Annotated in this window: 13 protein-coding genes; 10 read left to right on the top strand and 3 right to left on the bottom strand. The window is 39.4% G+C overall.

Translation table 11 applies throughout. From position 1 onward, the window contains the following. Positions 1–78 precede the first annotated feature (78 nt). Together AAC073_RS20945 and AAC073_RS20950 are read left to right on the top strand one after the other, a co-directional pair. Positions 79–1,269 (top strand): MFS transporter, encoded by a 1,191-nt coding sequence (locus tag AAC073_RS20945; RefSeq protein ID WP_339925768.1) that lies wholly within the window; start codon positions 79–81, stop codon positions 1,267–1,269. Positions 1,270–1,496: 227 nt separating this feature from the next. Beyond that, complete coding sequence (locus tag AAC073_RS20950; RefSeq protein ID WP_339925769.1) at positions 1,497–2,099, top strand: DUF2179 domain-containing protein; 603 nt, start codon at positions 1,497–1,499, stop codon at positions 2,097–2,099. 6 nt (positions 2,100–2,105) lie between these two features. Here the strand turns inward: AAC073_RS20950 and mtgA are convergent, their stop codons facing one another. Together mtgA and hflX are read right to left on the bottom strand one after the other, a co-directional pair. Next, positions 2,106–2,792 (bottom strand): monofunctional biosynthetic peptidoglycan transglycosylase, encoded by a 687-nt coding sequence (gene mtgA, locus AAC073_RS20955; RefSeq protein ID WP_339925770.1) that lies wholly within the window; start codon positions 2,790–2,792, stop codon positions 2,106–2,108. A 268-nt stretch (positions 2,793–3,060) separates the two neighbouring features. Then, a complete protein-coding gene (gene hflX, locus AAC073_RS20960; RefSeq protein ID WP_339925771.1) occupies positions 3,061–4,320 on the bottom strand; it encodes a GTPase HflX in 1,260 nt (419 codons plus the stop codon). A 227-nt stretch (positions 4,321–4,547) separates the two neighbouring features. Here hflX and rfbC point away from each other — a divergent pair, with 227 nt between their 5' ends. The 7 genes from rfbC to AAC073_RS20995 all read left to right on the top strand — a co-directional run bounded on the left by rfbC (position 4,548) and on the right by AAC073_RS20995 (position 10,864). Continuing rightward, positions 4,548–5,099, top strand: coding sequence for a dTDP-4-dehydrorhamnose 3,5-epimerase (rfbC, locus tag AAC073_RS20965; RefSeq protein ID WP_339925772.1), 552 nt, complete (start codon positions 4,548–4,550; stop codon positions 5,097–5,099). After that, a complete protein-coding gene (locus AAC073_RS20970) occupies positions 5,099–5,854 on the top strand; it encodes a CpsB/CapC family capsule biosynthesis tyrosine phosphatase (protein ID WP_339925773.1) in 756 nt (251 codons plus the stop codon). The genes rfbC and AAC073_RS20970 overlap by 1 nt, the downstream gene beginning before the upstream one ends. 25 nt (positions 5,855–5,879) lie before the next feature. After that, a complete protein-coding gene (locus AAC073_RS20975) occupies positions 5,880–6,842 on the top strand; it encodes an NAD-dependent epimerase/dehydratase family protein (protein WP_339925774.1) in 963 nt (320 codons plus the stop codon). A 100-nt stretch (positions 6,843–6,942) separates the two neighbouring features. Beyond that, a complete protein-coding gene (locus AAC073_RS20980; protein WP_339925775.1) occupies positions 6,943–8,355 on the top strand; it encodes a tetratricopeptide repeat protein in 1,413 nt (470 codons plus the stop codon). Positions 8,356–8,391: 36 nt separating this feature from the next. After that, on the top strand, positions 8,392–9,153 hold the full coding sequence (locus AAC073_RS20985) for a phosphosulfolactate synthase (RefSeq protein WP_339925776.1): 762 nt from the start codon (positions 8,392–8,394) through the stop codon (positions 9,151–9,153). Positions 9,154–9,185: 32 nt separating this feature from the next. Continuing rightward, positions 9,186–10,121: a DUF368 domain-containing protein gene (locus AAC073_RS20990; RefSeq protein WP_339925777.1), complete on the top strand. Its 936-nt coding sequence runs from the start codon at positions 9,186–9,188 to the stop codon at positions 10,119–10,121. Then, positions 10,118–10,864, top strand: a complete 747-nt coding sequence (locus AAC073_RS20995; protein ID WP_339925778.1) for a shikimate dehydrogenase — start codon at positions 10,118–10,120, stop codon at positions 10,862–10,864. Before AAC073_RS20990 ends, AAC073_RS20995 begins: the two co-directional genes overlap by 4 nt. Before the next feature lie 111 nt (positions 10,865–10,975). On the opposite strand, the gene AAC073_RS21000 is transcribed toward AAC073_RS20995, so the two are convergent. After that, positions 10,976–13,468: a zinc-dependent metalloprotease gene (locus AAC073_RS21000; protein ID WP_339925779.1), complete on the bottom strand. Its 2,493-nt coding sequence runs from the start codon at positions 13,466–13,468 to the stop codon at positions 10,976–10,978. Positions 13,469–13,599: 131 nt separating this feature from the next. On the opposite strand from AAC073_RS21000, the gene AAC073_RS21005 reads away from it, so the two are divergent. Beyond that, positions 13,600–14,715: an NAD(P)/FAD-dependent oxidoreductase gene (locus AAC073_RS21005; protein WP_339925780.1), complete on the top strand. Its 1,116-nt coding sequence runs from the start codon at positions 13,600–13,602 to the stop codon at positions 14,713–14,715. Positions 14,716–14,995 lie beyond the last annotated feature (280 nt).

Here is a 14,995-nt window from a genome sequence, read left to right on the forward strand (position 1 = left end):
TAATTCTAAATTAATTAAATCCATTGCAAATTTCCCGTTTTACGGAACCTATTGCGACCAAACTACGGTTCATCATGAATGACTTTTATCAGGACAATAAACAGTTTGAAGGACAAGACCAGTAACCACTGGTTGGTATTGGGGATTTTGCTGGTGTCATTTAATCTAAGGCCATCCATTACAGCAGTAGGACCCCTAATCCCATTCATCAGGGATGAAATGTCGCTCTCCAACGGCATGGCGGGATTTCTTACTACCCTTCCCTTGCTTAGTTTCGCCGTTTTCTCCCTTTTCTCAGCGGCTATCGGAGACTATTTTGGCAAGGCCAAAGCCATATTTCTAGGTTTACTTGTCTTGGGTATTGGCTCTATGTTGAGGGTATCTGGAGGTCCCTATGTTCTTTTTATTGGCACTGCACTTACTGGCATCGGAATAGTCATCTGCAACGTCTTGCTTATTCCTTTGGTAAAGGCCCGAATGCCTTCCAAAACAGGGGCAGTTACGGGAATGTATAGTACAGGAATGTCATTAATGGCTGCCATTGCAACGGCATTTAGTGTACCCCTGGCCATTGACCTTGGCTGGGGATGGAGAGGTTCACTACTTTTTTGGACTTCTTTGCTTTTTGCAGCACTTATCGCATGGTGGCCACAGCTAAAACTTAGCCCTAAACCGAAGGTAAAACCTGAAAAAACCGGAAAGTCAGTTTGGCGTTCCAGACTGGCCTGGCAAGTGACCATGTTTATGGGCATCCAATCTTTTTTATTTTTCACCTTGGTCACCTGGCTTCCTGACATGATGATCGAAAGGGGATTGTCTCCCGTTGAAGCTGGATTAACAGCATCCTTGATGCAGGTGGTAGGATTGACAGGCACCTTCGTTGCACCATTTATTGCTGTCAAATACCAAAAACAATCCATTTTTAATATGTCTATCGGCATCCTCTATATTATAGGGTTTACCAGTTTATTTATCCCTGTCTTGTGGTTAAATATATTTAGCATTGGACTTGTAGGCCTTGGAATGGGAGCAAGTATAAGCCTTGCTTATACCCTTATCACCCTTCGGACCAAGGGGGACAATTATACCTCAGCCTTGTCTGGGATGGCGCAATCTGCTGGCTATTTTCTGGCTGCTTTTGGCCCCATGTTATTTGGCATCGCCTTCGATATTTGGCAGGATTGGGACCTATTGATTTACCTCATGATTTTGGCTTCCTGTATGTTTACCTATTTCGGGTATTTTGCGGGTAAAAACAAAACAGTTTAGTCCACATACTTTGTGAATTGGATTAATCCAACAGGACTTAAAATAATGGAAGTCACCTAATTTAACTCCTTACCCCTATCCTTTACCCTTCAAAGAGAACAAGAGTAACCAGGAGGTTCTAAAAAGATCTTATTAGTTTGTGAATTGCTTATTGTATATTTTTGATGAAATGATATAAATTGGTTTTGTTTTCCTATTTTTGCAGATTGTAACCAAAGACAAATAGCATGCAGGAATTTTTTGAATCTATTGGCATCAGTGCCCCAGTATTTGATTACCTGGTGATGCCACTTTTAATCTTTTTAGCCAGGGTAGTAGATGTTTCTATAAATACCCTGAGGATTATGTTTGTCTTAAATGGCAAAAAAACCATCGCTCCTATACTCGGGTTTTTTGAAGCACTTATCTGGTTATTGGCCATAGGACAGATTTTCCAAAACATCAGCAATCCCATGTCTTATATCGCATATGCTGGTGGGTTTGCCATGGGCAATTATGTAGGCATGGTAATAGAGGAGCAACTTGCCTTGGGTAGAGTACTTGTAAGGGTAATTACCCCTGAGCCTTTGCCTGAGCTAGTAGAATACATGAAAGAAAAGGGCTATCGCTTTACTTCTGTAGGTGCAGAAGGGCGTTACGGGAAGGTGATTTTAATGTTTACGGTCATTAAGAGGGAAATGCTTAAAAGCTTTATTAGCAAATTAAAAGAAAGTCACGAAAAGGCTTTCTACACCATTGAGAGTGTGAAGCGTATTTCAGAGGACGACTTGAACCTTATGGAAGAAAAGCCAAGATTTGCTTCCCGATTAAAAAGTATGATAAGAAAGTAACTGATTTTACTTCTCAAATTTTACTTCTCCAAGGTTCCGCATGTTCCTTAAAATCCAGCTTTGCCGATTTCGAATATAATTCGTTGGTTTATCTGGCCGCCATCTTATCGGATTTGGAAGAACTGCTGCAATCAGAGCAGCCTCTTGTCTGTTCAATTCAGAAGCTGGTTTTTTGAAATAATATTGAGCAGCCGCCTCCGCACCATAGATTCCATCCCCCATTTCTATCACATTCAGGTAGACTTCGAGTATCCTTTCTTTGCCCCACAAAAACTCAATTAAAACGGTAAAATAGGCCTCTAATCCTTTTCTAACAAAATTTCTTCCAGGCCACAAGAAGACGTTCTTGGCCGTTTGATTGGAAATAGTACTCCCTCCTTTTAATTGCTTTCCTGACTTATTACCCTTAAAGGCATTTTCTATGGCCTCCCAATCAAAACCTCCATGACTTAAAAACTTTTGGTCTTCTGAGGCAATTACCGCCAAGTATAAGTGAGGGGATATTTTTTCAATAGGCTCCCAATCCTTTTTTAAAACCAGGCTTTTCTCATTCGAAAAAACCTGTTCTACAGTTCTAATCCCCATTAAAGGCGTGAAATAAACTGGAAAAATACTGAGCAACACTACCATTACTATAGATGCTACGAACATAGCAAGCAGCGCTTTACCTAACCATGAAATAATCTTCTTCAAAGGATGTGTTTTTAAAAACCCAACGCGAATTAACTTAAAAAAATTCCTAATAGATAGTAGCGCTTAATCAATAGCGCTCGGAAAAAAGCTAGCCAATTGAGTGCTGAAATTACTATAAAGGTATGTCATTTCACTTTTATTGAACGAAGCTAACTTGCTTCCTCCTTTAAAAGGATTCAACTGCATTATTGTAATTTCAGCACTTCTATTACGTATCAAAAACAAGCCATTAAAAAGTCTTTGCTGACTTATCCAATACGGCTCAATCTTATTCAGGATATTGAGACAAGTCCAACACTTCATCATCCAAGTAATGAGGATACATTGTTTTATGTATCTTTTTTACTTCAGCAATAATGGCTTCTCTGAACCCCTCAATATTGGTTCCATTCTCAGCCGCCATAAATACAGGGTTTATGGCTGATTTTTTAACATAACTTTCTTCCAGCTTGTCAAAATCAATAAAATTAGCCTGCTCTACCTCGAATTCTGACATCTCCATCAATTTGTCCTCTGAAGGCATCTTAGGCGCAATGTCAATTTTGTTGAAAACCATGATCACAGGCTTATCACCTGCACCCATTTCACTTAATGTTTGGTTGACCACTGTAACCTGATCTTCAAACCCTGGATGCGCAATGTCAACCACATGAACCAAGAGATCCGCCTCCTCTATTTCGGAAAGGGTAGATTTGAAAGATTCAATGAGGTGGGTAGGGAGTTTTCTAATAAATCCTACCGTATCAGAAATCAAAAACGGAACATTTTCCAGCACTACTTTTCTAACCGTAGAATCTACCGTAGCAAATAGTTTGTTCTCTGCAAGGATATTCTCTTTTGTCAATAGGTTCATGAGGGTACTTTTACCAACATTGGTATAACCAACCAATGCTACCCTTACGATGCCTTCCCTACTCTTCCTTTGAGTTTGACCTTGCTGCTCAATTTTCTTGAGTTTTTCCTTAAGGATGTCAATTTTTCTTCTGATATCTCGCTTATCTGTTTCTATCTCTTTTTCACCAGCTCCACCACGAGTAGCAGTACCCCCTCTCTGGCGTTCAAGGTGAGTCCACATTCTTGTTAGCCTTGGAAGAAGGTATTGAAAACGTGCCAATTCCACCTGGGTTTTTGCCTGGGCTGACTGGGCCCTATTTAGGAATATATCCAAGATCAACATGGATCTATCGTAAACCTTAATCTTCAACTCATTCTCCAGGACCTTTACTTGAGAAGGGCTTAGGTCTTCATCAAAGATTACCATGTCTACTTCAAAGTGATCTATATAGGATTTTATATCCTCAAGTTTACCTGAGCCTACAAAAGTCCTGGTGTCTGGTTTATCCATACCTTGGGTAAACCGATGAACAGCTTTCGCTCCCAATGTTTCTGTCAGAAACGCCAGCTCATCCAAATGTTCGTGCACCAAGGCCTCAGTCTCATTTTGGTGGATAAGTGCCACCAAAACAGCAGTCTCTTCTTTTGGAGAATTATCTACTAATTTTGCTAATTTTCTACTGTGTTTACTCATTCAGAAAGTTTAATTCAATCTCTTTAATACAAGAATTTACAACGTATTGCTATACCAATAGATTCACTATCAGTCAAATTAAATGCCACATTTTGTGGACTTTCTTTATTAAAATAGCTTATTGTCAACATCTTTAAACTGTAACTTCAAAAATTCGTCTTAAATTTATATATCTTCATAAGATATTTAGCAAATTACACCATTTTTAAAGAAATAAATCCAAAGGTATGGAAATCAGGGAAACGCCTATTAAAGATGTATATGAAATCTACCCAAAAGTATTTAAAGATGCAAGGGGTTATTTTTTGGAAAGTTACCGCGAAGATAGTTTTAAAAACAAAGGAATGAACACGTCTTGGGTACAAGACAATCAGTCTTATTCAGAAGCTGGTATAGTAAGGGGGCTGCATTTTCAAAGGGGGAAACATGCCCAGGCAAAGCTTGTCAGGGTAATAAGTGGCAAGGTTTTGGATGTTTGCGTTGACCTAAGAAAAGGGTCGGCCACCTATGGTAAATTCCATTCAGTTGTATTGGATGAAAAACTTCAAAACATGCTCTATGTACCGACTGGATTTGCGCATGGCTTCGCCGTTTGGGAGGAAGCAGTTTTTACTTACAAATGTTCAAACCTATACAATAAAGAAAGTGAAGGTGGAATTATTTGGAATGATAATGAGTTAAACATTGATTGGGGAGTGGAAGAACCACTTCTGTCTGAAAAAGACCAGCTTTGGCCTGACCTTAAAACATTCACCGAAATAAGTAAAGGAGGACTTTAATGTCTATCATTAAACTATTCAGAAAACTAAAGCGCTCACCTAATGTACAGCACCTTGACCTGAGTTGGGTAGGTACTGACATGCACAGTCATTTGATTCCTGGCATTGACGATGGTGCCCAAAAAATGGAGGAATCCATTGCCTTAATTACCAGACTTTCGGGTTATGGATTAAAGAAGCTTATCATTACCCCGCACATTATGAGTGAGTTTTTTAAAAACACTCCAGAAATCATAAACGCCGGTTTAGAGAAGCTTAAAATAGCGGTAGAAGAAGCCGGAATTGATATAGAATTGGAAGCCGCAGCAGAATATTACCTGGATGAAATATTCTATGAAAAAGTAGAAAACAATGAACCTATCCTTTCATTTGGCACCAATAAAATGGTGCTTGTGGAAACAGGTTTTATGAGCAAGCCACACATTCTTTTGGAAACATTCTTCAAAATGGAAATGTTAGGTTATCAGCCTGTATTTGCGCACCCAGAAAGGTACATCTACTTGCATCAAGAACTTGAAACTCTTGAGGCCCTGGTTGATAGAAACATTCCTTTTCAGCTTAACTTGCTTTCTCTTACTGGTTACTATTCTAAAGGAGTAAAAAAGTTTGCTGAAAAATTAATTGACAAGGATTTAATAAAATTGGTTGGGACAGATTGTCACAATGAAAAATACCTTGATGCGATGGAAAGATTGCCACATAGTAAATACTTTGACAAATTGCAGGAATTGGATTTGTGGAATAAAAATTTATAACAAAAACCTGTAAGCGTTATTGCGTGTGAAAAAAATATTGATTACCGGCATTACCGGACTTTTGGGAAGCTATTTAGCAAAAAGCTATGCTGGTAAGGCAATTATATCAGGCCTCAAAAGACCAAAAAGCAGCACAGCACTTCTCGGTAATTTGTCTTCTCAAATCAAATGGTTTGAAGGCGAGATCACAGATGTGGAGTTGCTTATAGAAGCTTGTAAAGAGCAAGACATGGTAATTCATGCTGCAGGCATGGTTTCATTTGATGAATCTAAAAAAGAAGCCTTGCTTCAAACCAATACGCAAGGGACTGCCTGTCTGGTCAATGCCATGCTCACTACTAATTGCAAAAAACTCGTTTTTATTAGTTCTGTAGCAGCTCTTGGCCGTGACGCTATTCCCCGTATCAACGAAAATCAAAAATGGGTCAATTCGCCCCTCAATACTCCCTACGCCATATCCAAACATCTTGCTGAACTTGAAGTTTGGAGAGGTGCCCAGGAAGGTCTTGAGGTAATGGTTTTTAATCCATCCATCCTTCTGGCCAAGGTAAGTGACGAAAGAAGCAGCAGCCAGATTTACAGGTATGTTTTAGAAGGTAACAGGTATTACCCTATAGGCGACGTTAATTATATTGACATCAGAGATGCTGTATCACTCATAACCACGACTATAGCCTCAGCATCCTGGGGAAACCGATATATTATAAGTAAGGAAGCCATTTCTTATGAAAAATTCTTTACTGAAATGGCCTTGGAATTTAAATTAAAACCTCCCAAAAAACCGTTGAACAACCTGGTGGCCAAGATGGTAATCAATTGGTCAATGCTATACAATTATTTTGCTAAAAATAAAATACCCGTTACCCGGCAAACGATTCAATCAGCACAGACCAAAATAGAATATGACAACACTAAAATTAACGAATTAACAAAGTATACCTATACGTCTTTAAGGGACACATTTAAATGGGCTAAATCCATAAATTAGTAAAAATCAGGACCCCGTTAAATAACCATAAATACTTAAGTGGATAACACTTCAAAAAGAAAATATTTGGTATCTTAAGTTTAAATTATAGATCAAACCTATGACAGGAGATTTTGATAATCAATCAGATCAAGAGAAAGAATTGGTTAAGAGGTTTGAAAACTCACTTAGCGCAAACCTTGACTTGTTTTTCGGAGAGGAAGAATTAGAGGATATCATTCGATATTACCACGAACATTTTAAATATAGAAAAGCATTAAAGACGAGCCAATTGGCGATATTAAAATTCCCTTTTTCTATAGAAATCAAATTATTGATGGCTCAATCTTTGATTTTTTTAGATGACGTGGAAGAAGGTTTGGAAATTCTTGAAAACCTAAATAATATCTCTCCAAACAATGAAGACATCATACTGACACTGGCAAATGCCATGTCTATTCTTGATCAAAATGCTGATGCTATTCAGTTACTTCACGGTTTCATGCCACTGGCAGAAGACAAGGCAGAGGTTTTTTATCTTTTAGGTAATTTTTACAGAATTGAAAACAAGAATAAAGAGGCTATAGACTGCCTTAAAGAAGCCGTAAAACTCAAAATCAACCACGAAGATGCATTGTTTCAGTTGGCAATGCTGACAGATGAAGAAGGTTCCTTTGATGAAATTTTGGCTTTCTATCAAGAGTTCATTGACCATGATCCTTATAATGCCAACGCTTGGTACAATTTAGGCGTTGTTCATAACCGCCTGGGGAATTTTGAAGATGCCATTGAGGCCTACGAGTACACCCTTCTGATAGACGATACCTTTGCTTCGGCTTACTTTAACCTGGGCAATGCCCTCATGAATACCAACCAGTATGAAAAAGCGCTGGAAGCCTATCAAAACACCATAAATTGTGAAGGGAGCAACGCTGAAAATTGTTGCTACCTGGCAGCTTCTTATGAAAAGCTAGATCAGATTGATATGGCTTTTAAGTATTTTAAAAAGTCAGCGAAGTTAGACACCGAATACGATGATGCATGGTTTGGACTAGGGATGTGCATGGCCAAAAAGAAAAAATATTTTGAGGCCATTCATTATTTCAAAAAAGCCATTAAGCTTACGGCAGAGAATGCTACCTATTGGGTAGGTCTTGCTGATGCTGAATACGAATTGGGAAATCTTCAATCAAGTTCCGAAGCTTATGAGGAGGCTATTAATCTGGAACCGGGTATTTTAGAAACCTATGTCAACTTGTCTTTGATTTACTTTGACCAGAATCGATTTGAAGAAGCCGAGGATGTAATTAAAGAAGGATTAGAAGAGTTGCCTGAAGAAGCATCTTTGTATTATCGACTGGTAGTATACTTGATTAAGACAGGTAAATACAAAGAAGCCTTTTCAATTTTGGAAAATGCATTAACTTTGGACTTTGAAAAACACGTCCTCCTTTATGAGTTGATGCCAGAACTGGAACAACAGAAGGCAATTTACAAAATAATTAACCAGTATAGAGAGGGTTCTAAAGAATAGAAGCTCTTATTTATCTATTTATCAAAATTATATTGAATGAATTACATCCTAAATAGCATCCCATTCAGAACGCAAAAGCCTAGAAATACCGGATATACCATGGCGATGGATAAGGGTTTAAGTCTAAGAGAGGTGGAAGATTTCCTAGAATCGAACGGAGATTACGTAGATATCGTAAAATTAGGATGGGCCACTTCCTATGTCACAAGCAAGCTCCAAGAAAAAATTGACATCTACCGCTCTGCAGGAATACCCGTTTACTTTGGTGGAACATTATTTGAAGCCTTTATCGTAAGGAATCAATTTGATGATTACAGAAGACTTTTGGATAAATACAAGCTTTCATTTGTAGAGGTTTCTGATGGTTCCATCACATTGGATCATGACGAGAAATGCGAATACATTAGTACGCTGGCAAAAGAAGTCACGGTTCTTTCAGAAGTTGGTTCTAAAGATGCTGCTAAAATCATTCCTCCTTACAAGTGGATTGATCAGATGCAAAAAGAATTAAGTGCTGGCGCGTGGAAAGTAATCGGGGAAGCCAGGGAAGGTGGTACCGTTGGTCTTTTCAGGGATTCAGGAGAAGTAAGGCAAGGTCTTGTAGAGGAAATTTTGACCCAGATTCCAGAAGAAAAAATAATTTGGGAGGCCCCACAAAAAGAACAGCAGGTCTGGTTTATTAAACTAATAGGGACAAATGTTAACCTAGGAAATATCGCACCTAACGAAATTATTCCTTTGGAAACATTAAGGCTTGGACTAAGAGGAGATACTTTCGATTTCTTTTTAGATAAATAAATTTCAAATCTCTTTAGTTAAAAGTCCAACCAATGAATAAGTTTAGTGAGAAGGCATTGCTTTTTTTAAAAGGCATGGGTATGGGAAGTGCTGACATTGTCCCCGGGGTTTCAGGGGGATCTATTGCTCTGGTAACAAAAATCTATGAAGAGCTCCTGGCGAGCATCAATTCATTTGACCTTGCAGCGCTAAAACTCCTCACTAAACTTGACATTGTCGCTTTCTGGAAACATGTAAATGCAAGCTTTTTACTGACCTTATTTCTAGGAATTCTTACAAGTATTTTTGCTTTCTCGAAAGCCATAACGTTTTTCATAGAAAAGTATCCTATTCCGCTGTGGTCGTTCTTCTGCGGGCTGATACTTATTAGTGCGATCATCATTTTAAGGGACATCAAACGCTGGAATTTAATTGCCATTCTGATGTTCCCAATAGGGGTAATCATAGCTTATTTTATTACAGAGCTACCCATGATTTCTTCCCCAAATAACATTTGGTTTACTTTCATTTCCGGATCCATTGCCATTTGTGCCATGATCCTGCCTGGAATATCAGGTAGCTTCTTATTACTTATTCTGGGCAAATACGAATACATCCTCAATGCTGTCAATGAAAAAGACTTCGCTGTTTTGGCTGTATTTGCTTTGGGTTGCATTACAGGTTTACTGCTATTCAGCAGAGTGATTTCCTGGTTCTTGAAAAACTACCATGCCATTACATTGTCTTTTTTATCAGGTTTCATGATAGGCTCTATCAATAAAATCTGGCCATGGAAGAAGATACTCAGCTATAGAATGTCAAGCTCAGGTACTCAAAAACCCTTTTTGACAGAGAATATTTTACCACATGTTTATTTTTCCGAGACAGGCCAAGAACCTGCTTTTTTGATTGCCATTATGGCATTCTTAATTGGAGTAATCCTCGTAGTTGGCCTTGAAAGAATTGCATATAATTTTAGAAAAGAATGAGAAAATTTGGCTTAATAGGTTACCCATTAACACATTCCTTTTCAAAAAAATATTTTTCAGATAAATTCACCCGGGAGGGAAAAAATGATTGTCTATACGACCTTTACGAAATCGCCAATATTACGGATTTGCCCAGTATTATTGACGCTCAAAAGGAGTTAATAGGCATCAATGTAACGATCCCTTATAAGGAACAAGTCATCCCCTATTTGGACAACCTTGACCCAGCATGTGCTGCTATAGGAGCGGTGAACTGCATCAAACTAACCCCTCAAGGTTTGGTGGGCTACAACACCGATTATTATGGCTTTAAAACCTCTTTAAGCAATTGGTTGGGAGCAGAAAAACCTAAAGCACTAATTTTAGGTACAGGTGGCGCTTCCAAAGCCGTTTGCCAAGCATTGGATGACCTGAATATCCCTTTCCTAAAAGTTTCTCGAAATCCTGATCCTTCATCCAAAAACACAATTAGTTACGAAGCTGTAAAAGCGTCTCCTGATTACCTATCAGAATACCCTCTTATCATAAACACCACTCCTTTGGGTACTTTCCCCAATGTTTCAGCCATGCCTGACCTGCCTGTATCGAAGCTTAATAAAAACAATTGGTATTATGACCTGGTCTATAATCCTACAGAAACGGCCATGATGACTGCTGCTGAAAAGATGGGTGCCAAAACAAAAAATGGAATAGAAATGCTCCATTTACAGGCAGAGGCTGCCTGGGAAATCTGGAACAGATAAAGTAACTAAAGAAGCGCCTTTTCTTAAGGTAACCACCTCCTGTTGAGACAAAAAAGAAACCTACAGACATAGGCTTGTAGGTTTCTTTTTTACCGCTTTTTGAATACTCGATTAAGAAGGATCCAAAATATTTTTGATTCTCTCCAAACTGTCCTCCAGATGAATCTTACTCATGGTATCTGAAGTCCCAGGCAGAGCCCGTAATATTTCTCCTTGAATTACATTTAATGAAGCCCTTGACACAGCACGAATATCAGACTGAGAAGCATTAATTGAGGAAGCTGATCTTCCGCTAGCATCCTTAGTCATCAGCTCTTCAAGTTTTTCTATATGTGCTCGCTGTAGGCTCCTTCTACTAACGTCTATGGCCTCACCTGTGTTGAGCTCTAGCCAAATTCCATTTCTCAAGTCCGTCATCAATTGTAGTAAGCTGTATGCTTGGGAACCATTAAAGGCTTCATTTTCAATCACCCTTCCTAATCTTCCCCATTCCAAAATTGCGTTTAATGTCCCTACTTGTATTTTTCTGACCCTGTCAAGCACCCCAATATCTTGAATTTTGTTGGTAATATTGTTGTCTATGAGCCAGTCCTGTGTTGTAAAGAGCTCCTTTTGGATAAAATCCATGGCCTCCTTCTGTTTTGCCTTGTCTACGTGCGTATAAACATTTTCGTTCTGACCGATGGCTTTATAAACCTCATATACACCTCCAATATTGGTCTTTACATGCCCCATGTACCGATTGTATTGAGTTAAAACCTGTACATAAAGCTCACTAAGATCTTCATAATCCTTATAGGGCTTGTCCAATTCACCAGTCCATTCGATTAAGTTTGGTAGGATACGTTTTAGGTTTCGGATGCCATAAGCAGAGGCCTTAATTGCATCATCACCTAAATCCTCGCTTTGCCCACTAGGGTCATAAGCATTGCCCTGTCTTCCGTAACGGTAAATGGGATCTCCATTCTTGGCCACTATCCAGGAATCTAAAATCTCTTGCTCCTCTTCCGGCGTTTCGGCTTCAAGAATTGGCCTATATCCCCAAGAAATAGCAAACTTATCATAAGGCCCCACCTCGGGAAACAAGTGTACCCCCTCGTCTTCTGGCTGAGCAACATAATTGAAACGTGCATAATCCATCAATGATGGGGCGGTACCATACTTTGCTGTAAAAGTAGCCGAACGCAAGGAATCCACAGGATAGGCGAAGGAAGAAGCAAAGTTATGTGGTAAGCCAAGGGTGTGTCCAACTTCATGTGAAGAAACAAATCGGATCAACCTTCCCATCACTTCATCCTCAAATTGCATCATTCTGGACTCCGGATTGATTGCTGCTGTTTGCACAAAAAACCAGTTGCGCAAGAGGTTCATCACGTTGTGATACCAACCTATATCAGATTCTATAATCTCACCAGAACGAGGGTCTGAGACATGTGGCCCATAGGCATTTTGAATATCTGAGGCGAAATACCTGATCACAGAATACCTGGCATCCTCCGGATTCCAATCAGGATCTTCCTCTGGACTTGGGGCTTCTTTTGCGGTGATGGCATTTTTAAATCCCGCTTCTTCAAAAGCCGCATTCCAATCCTCCACGCCCGCTATTAGGTAAGGTACCCATTGAGAAGGAGTAGCCGGATCTATATAATAGATGATTTGTTTCTTGGGTTCTACCAATTCACCTGCTTTGAATTTTTCTAGGTCTTCTTCCTTTACCTCTAGTCTCCAGCGGTCCAGGAAGGTTCTTTTGCTTGCTTTATGCGCATCCAATCCATAGTCTGTTACGCGAGTATTGAACCATCCAACCCTACGATCTGCTAACCTTTGTTTCATAGGCTCTTCAGGAAGCATTACCATGCTGCTGTTCATTTCTAAGGTAATGAGCCCCGTAGCACCATTTGAGGGCGCTTCAGACGCCGCATAGGTCAGCACATACCTGGCTTCAATATTAGTAGGATAAGGGGTAATTCTTTCAATATAAGACCTGTCCGTATCCAAACGAGTTACCTTATACCCTTTTCTTCGGCTTTGTTGTAAGCCCAAGGCCTGTACATCCTTGGAGAAAAGATCAGAAACTTCTATCAACCAACCTTTTCCATCCTTGCCTTTTGCTTCGATGTCGAATCGGTACAAAATAGGTTCCAAATTGGAGTTTTTTACTGCCTGATAAATGGGGAGAGAGTCTGCGGCTGTGTTGGCATAGGAAACTACTTTTAGCAAAATGTTCTTGTCCTTCTTTTCCCATCGAAGCATTTGGGTATTGGTCCGCTCTCCTCCATACCCTATGCCGTTGGCAGTCTTAGCGATAGTGGTAACCATGAGCATTTCCTTATCAAGCATTGCTTCAGGAATTTCGTAATAGTACTTTTCATCGACCTTGTGAACAGTAAACAGGCCTGATTTGGTCTCGGTACTGTCTTTAATTATGTCTTCATAGGATTTCAATCCATCCTTGTTCTTCACAGGCTTTTTTTCCGGCTCTTTGACTTCTTGCTCGTCCTTTTTTTTCTTTCTTCGCTGAGCTTCTGCCAAATCCGAAGAAATTAGATTCAGGCTAAAACTTACTAACAGCAAAATCAAAATCCTTGCTTTTGACTTTAACATATGGGTTTATTTAATTAAGTTAAGAATAATAGAAGGTCAAAATTAAAATTTTAATTCGTAAACTTGGTAAAAGCCAGCAGCTAAATCATATAGGCCTAAACCATTGTCCGTTCCCATTGTTAATAAAAACCATGGATAAAAATCAAATTACAATCATTGGAGGAGGGCTTTCCGGACTTGTTTCTGCCTACCTATTGGCAAAGGCGGGTAAAAGTGTTCTTGTGATTGAGAAAAAGAGTTATCCTTTTCACAGGGTCTGTGGCGAATACATTTCCAATGAAGTCAGGGATTTCTTAATCCAAAATGAATTATTCCCTTTCTCACTTGAACCTGCAGAAATCAATACTTTCAGGCTTACTGCCGTCAACGGAGCCATCGCTGAAGTCCCACTGGGTTTGGGTGGATTTGGAATTAGTCGGTACAACTTAGACCACTTCCTATACCAAAAATGTCAAAATATCGGGGTGAAATTTCTATTGAAAACCCAGGCAGCTACGATAGATTACGAGCCAGGCCGGATGGTATTTGAAGTAACTACCAATGAGGGTCACTTACTGACTTCCCCAATCGTTTTGGCCGCTTATGGGAAAAGGTCCAAAATAGACAAATACCTTAACCGAAGTTATTTGAAGCATAGAAGCCCTTATGTAGGCATTAAATACCATATTAAAATAGCGCATGAAGAAAATATGGTGGCCTTGCACAATTATAATGGAGGCTACCTGGGCATCAATAAAATCGAGAATGGCCAATTTAACCTTTGCTACTTGGGCAGTAGAGCGCAACTAAAAGCTGCGGGAAATATCCAAAGCATGGAAGAGCAATACTTGTTTAAAAATCCCCACATAAAAGAGCTCTACAACCAGGCAGAATTTCTCTGGGAAAAGCCTGAAGTAATCAATGAGATCAGTTTCGCCACCAAGTCTCCGGTAGAAAACCAGGTGCTGATGATTGGAGACGCAGCCGGAATGATTACTCCTTTATGTGGCAATGGCATGGCCATCGCTATACATACGGGTAAGCTCGCCACTGATGCCATACTCAAGCATAGAAAATTAGAAATGATTCAAAAAGAATATACCAAAGCGTGGAACCAGTATTTTTACAGTCGATTGCGAACTGGAAGAGCCGTACAAAGGCTTTTCGGTGCCCCTATTGTGTCAAACGTTGCTGTGAATTTGATCAAAAAATCTCCCTACTTGGCAAAAAAACTCATCCTTCAAACCCATGGACAACCCATAAAATAAAAATGCTCCCAAGCCTAAGCCAAGGAGCATTTTCAATAAAATTTGAATATTAAAGGTTATTTAGAAGGTTCACTATGGTGGTGCTATGACTAAGTCTCCAAATAACCAGATTTTTTGGTGATTACGCCACTCCCTGAGAAAGGTCAGGACAGGCACTACCCCTGACTATAATTAGGGCGGGGAAATCCTATTGCATAATTTCATCTAACTCCTACAATTACAAGTTTAAATTAACCGCTTAATATGATTTAAAGGCTTAAGCAACTAGTTACCCTTATCT

The sequence above is a fragment of the uncultured Cyclobacterium sp. genome (assembly GCF_963977555.1).
Taxonomy (GTDB): Bacteria; Bacteroidota; Bacteroidia; order Cytophagales; family Cyclobacteriaceae; genus Cyclobacterium.

What these genes read in the sequence shown, in the direction of transcription:
- AAC073_RS20945 (WP_339925768.1), top strand. Translation starts at nt 79, where the DNA reads ATGACTTTTATCAGGACAATAAACAGTTTGAAGGACAAGACCAGTAAC.
- AAC073_RS20950 (WP_339925769.1), top strand. Translation starts at nt 1,497, where the DNA reads ATGCAGGAATTTTTTGAATCTATTGGCATCAGTGCCCCAGTATTTGAT.
- hflX (WP_339925771.1), bottom strand. Translation starts at nt 4,320, where the DNA reads ATGAGTAAACACAGTAGAAAATTAGCAAAATTAGTAGATAATTCTCCA.
- rfbC (WP_339925772.1), top strand. Translation starts at nt 4,548, where the DNA reads ATGGAAATCAGGGAAACGCCTATTAAAGATGTATATGAAATCTACCCA.
- AAC073_RS20970 (WP_339925773.1), top strand. Translation starts at nt 5,099, where the DNA reads ATGTCTATCATTAAACTATTCAGAAAACTAAAGCGCTCACCTAATGTA.
- AAC073_RS20980 (WP_339925775.1), top strand. Translation starts at nt 6,943, where the DNA reads ATGACAGGAGATTTTGATAATCAATCAGATCAAGAGAAAGAATTGGTT.
- AAC073_RS20985 (WP_339925776.1), top strand. Translation starts at nt 8,392, where the DNA reads ATGAATTACATCCTAAATAGCATCCCATTCAGAACGCAAAAGCCTAGA.
- AAC073_RS20990 (WP_339925777.1), top strand. Translation starts at nt 9,186, where the DNA reads ATGAATAAGTTTAGTGAGAAGGCATTGCTTTTTTTAAAAGGCATGGGT.
- AAC073_RS20995 (WP_339925778.1), top strand. Translation starts at nt 10,118, where the DNA reads ATGAGAAAATTTGGCTTAATAGGTTACCCATTAACACATTCCTTTTCA.
- AAC073_RS21000 (WP_339925779.1), bottom strand. Translation starts at nt 13,468, where the DNA reads ATGTTAAAGTCAAAAGCAAGGATTTTGATTTTGCTGTTAGTAAGTTTT.
- AAC073_RS21005 (WP_339925780.1), top strand. Translation starts at nt 13,600, where the DNA reads ATGGATAAAAATCAAATTACAATCATTGGAGGAGGGCTTTCCGGACTT.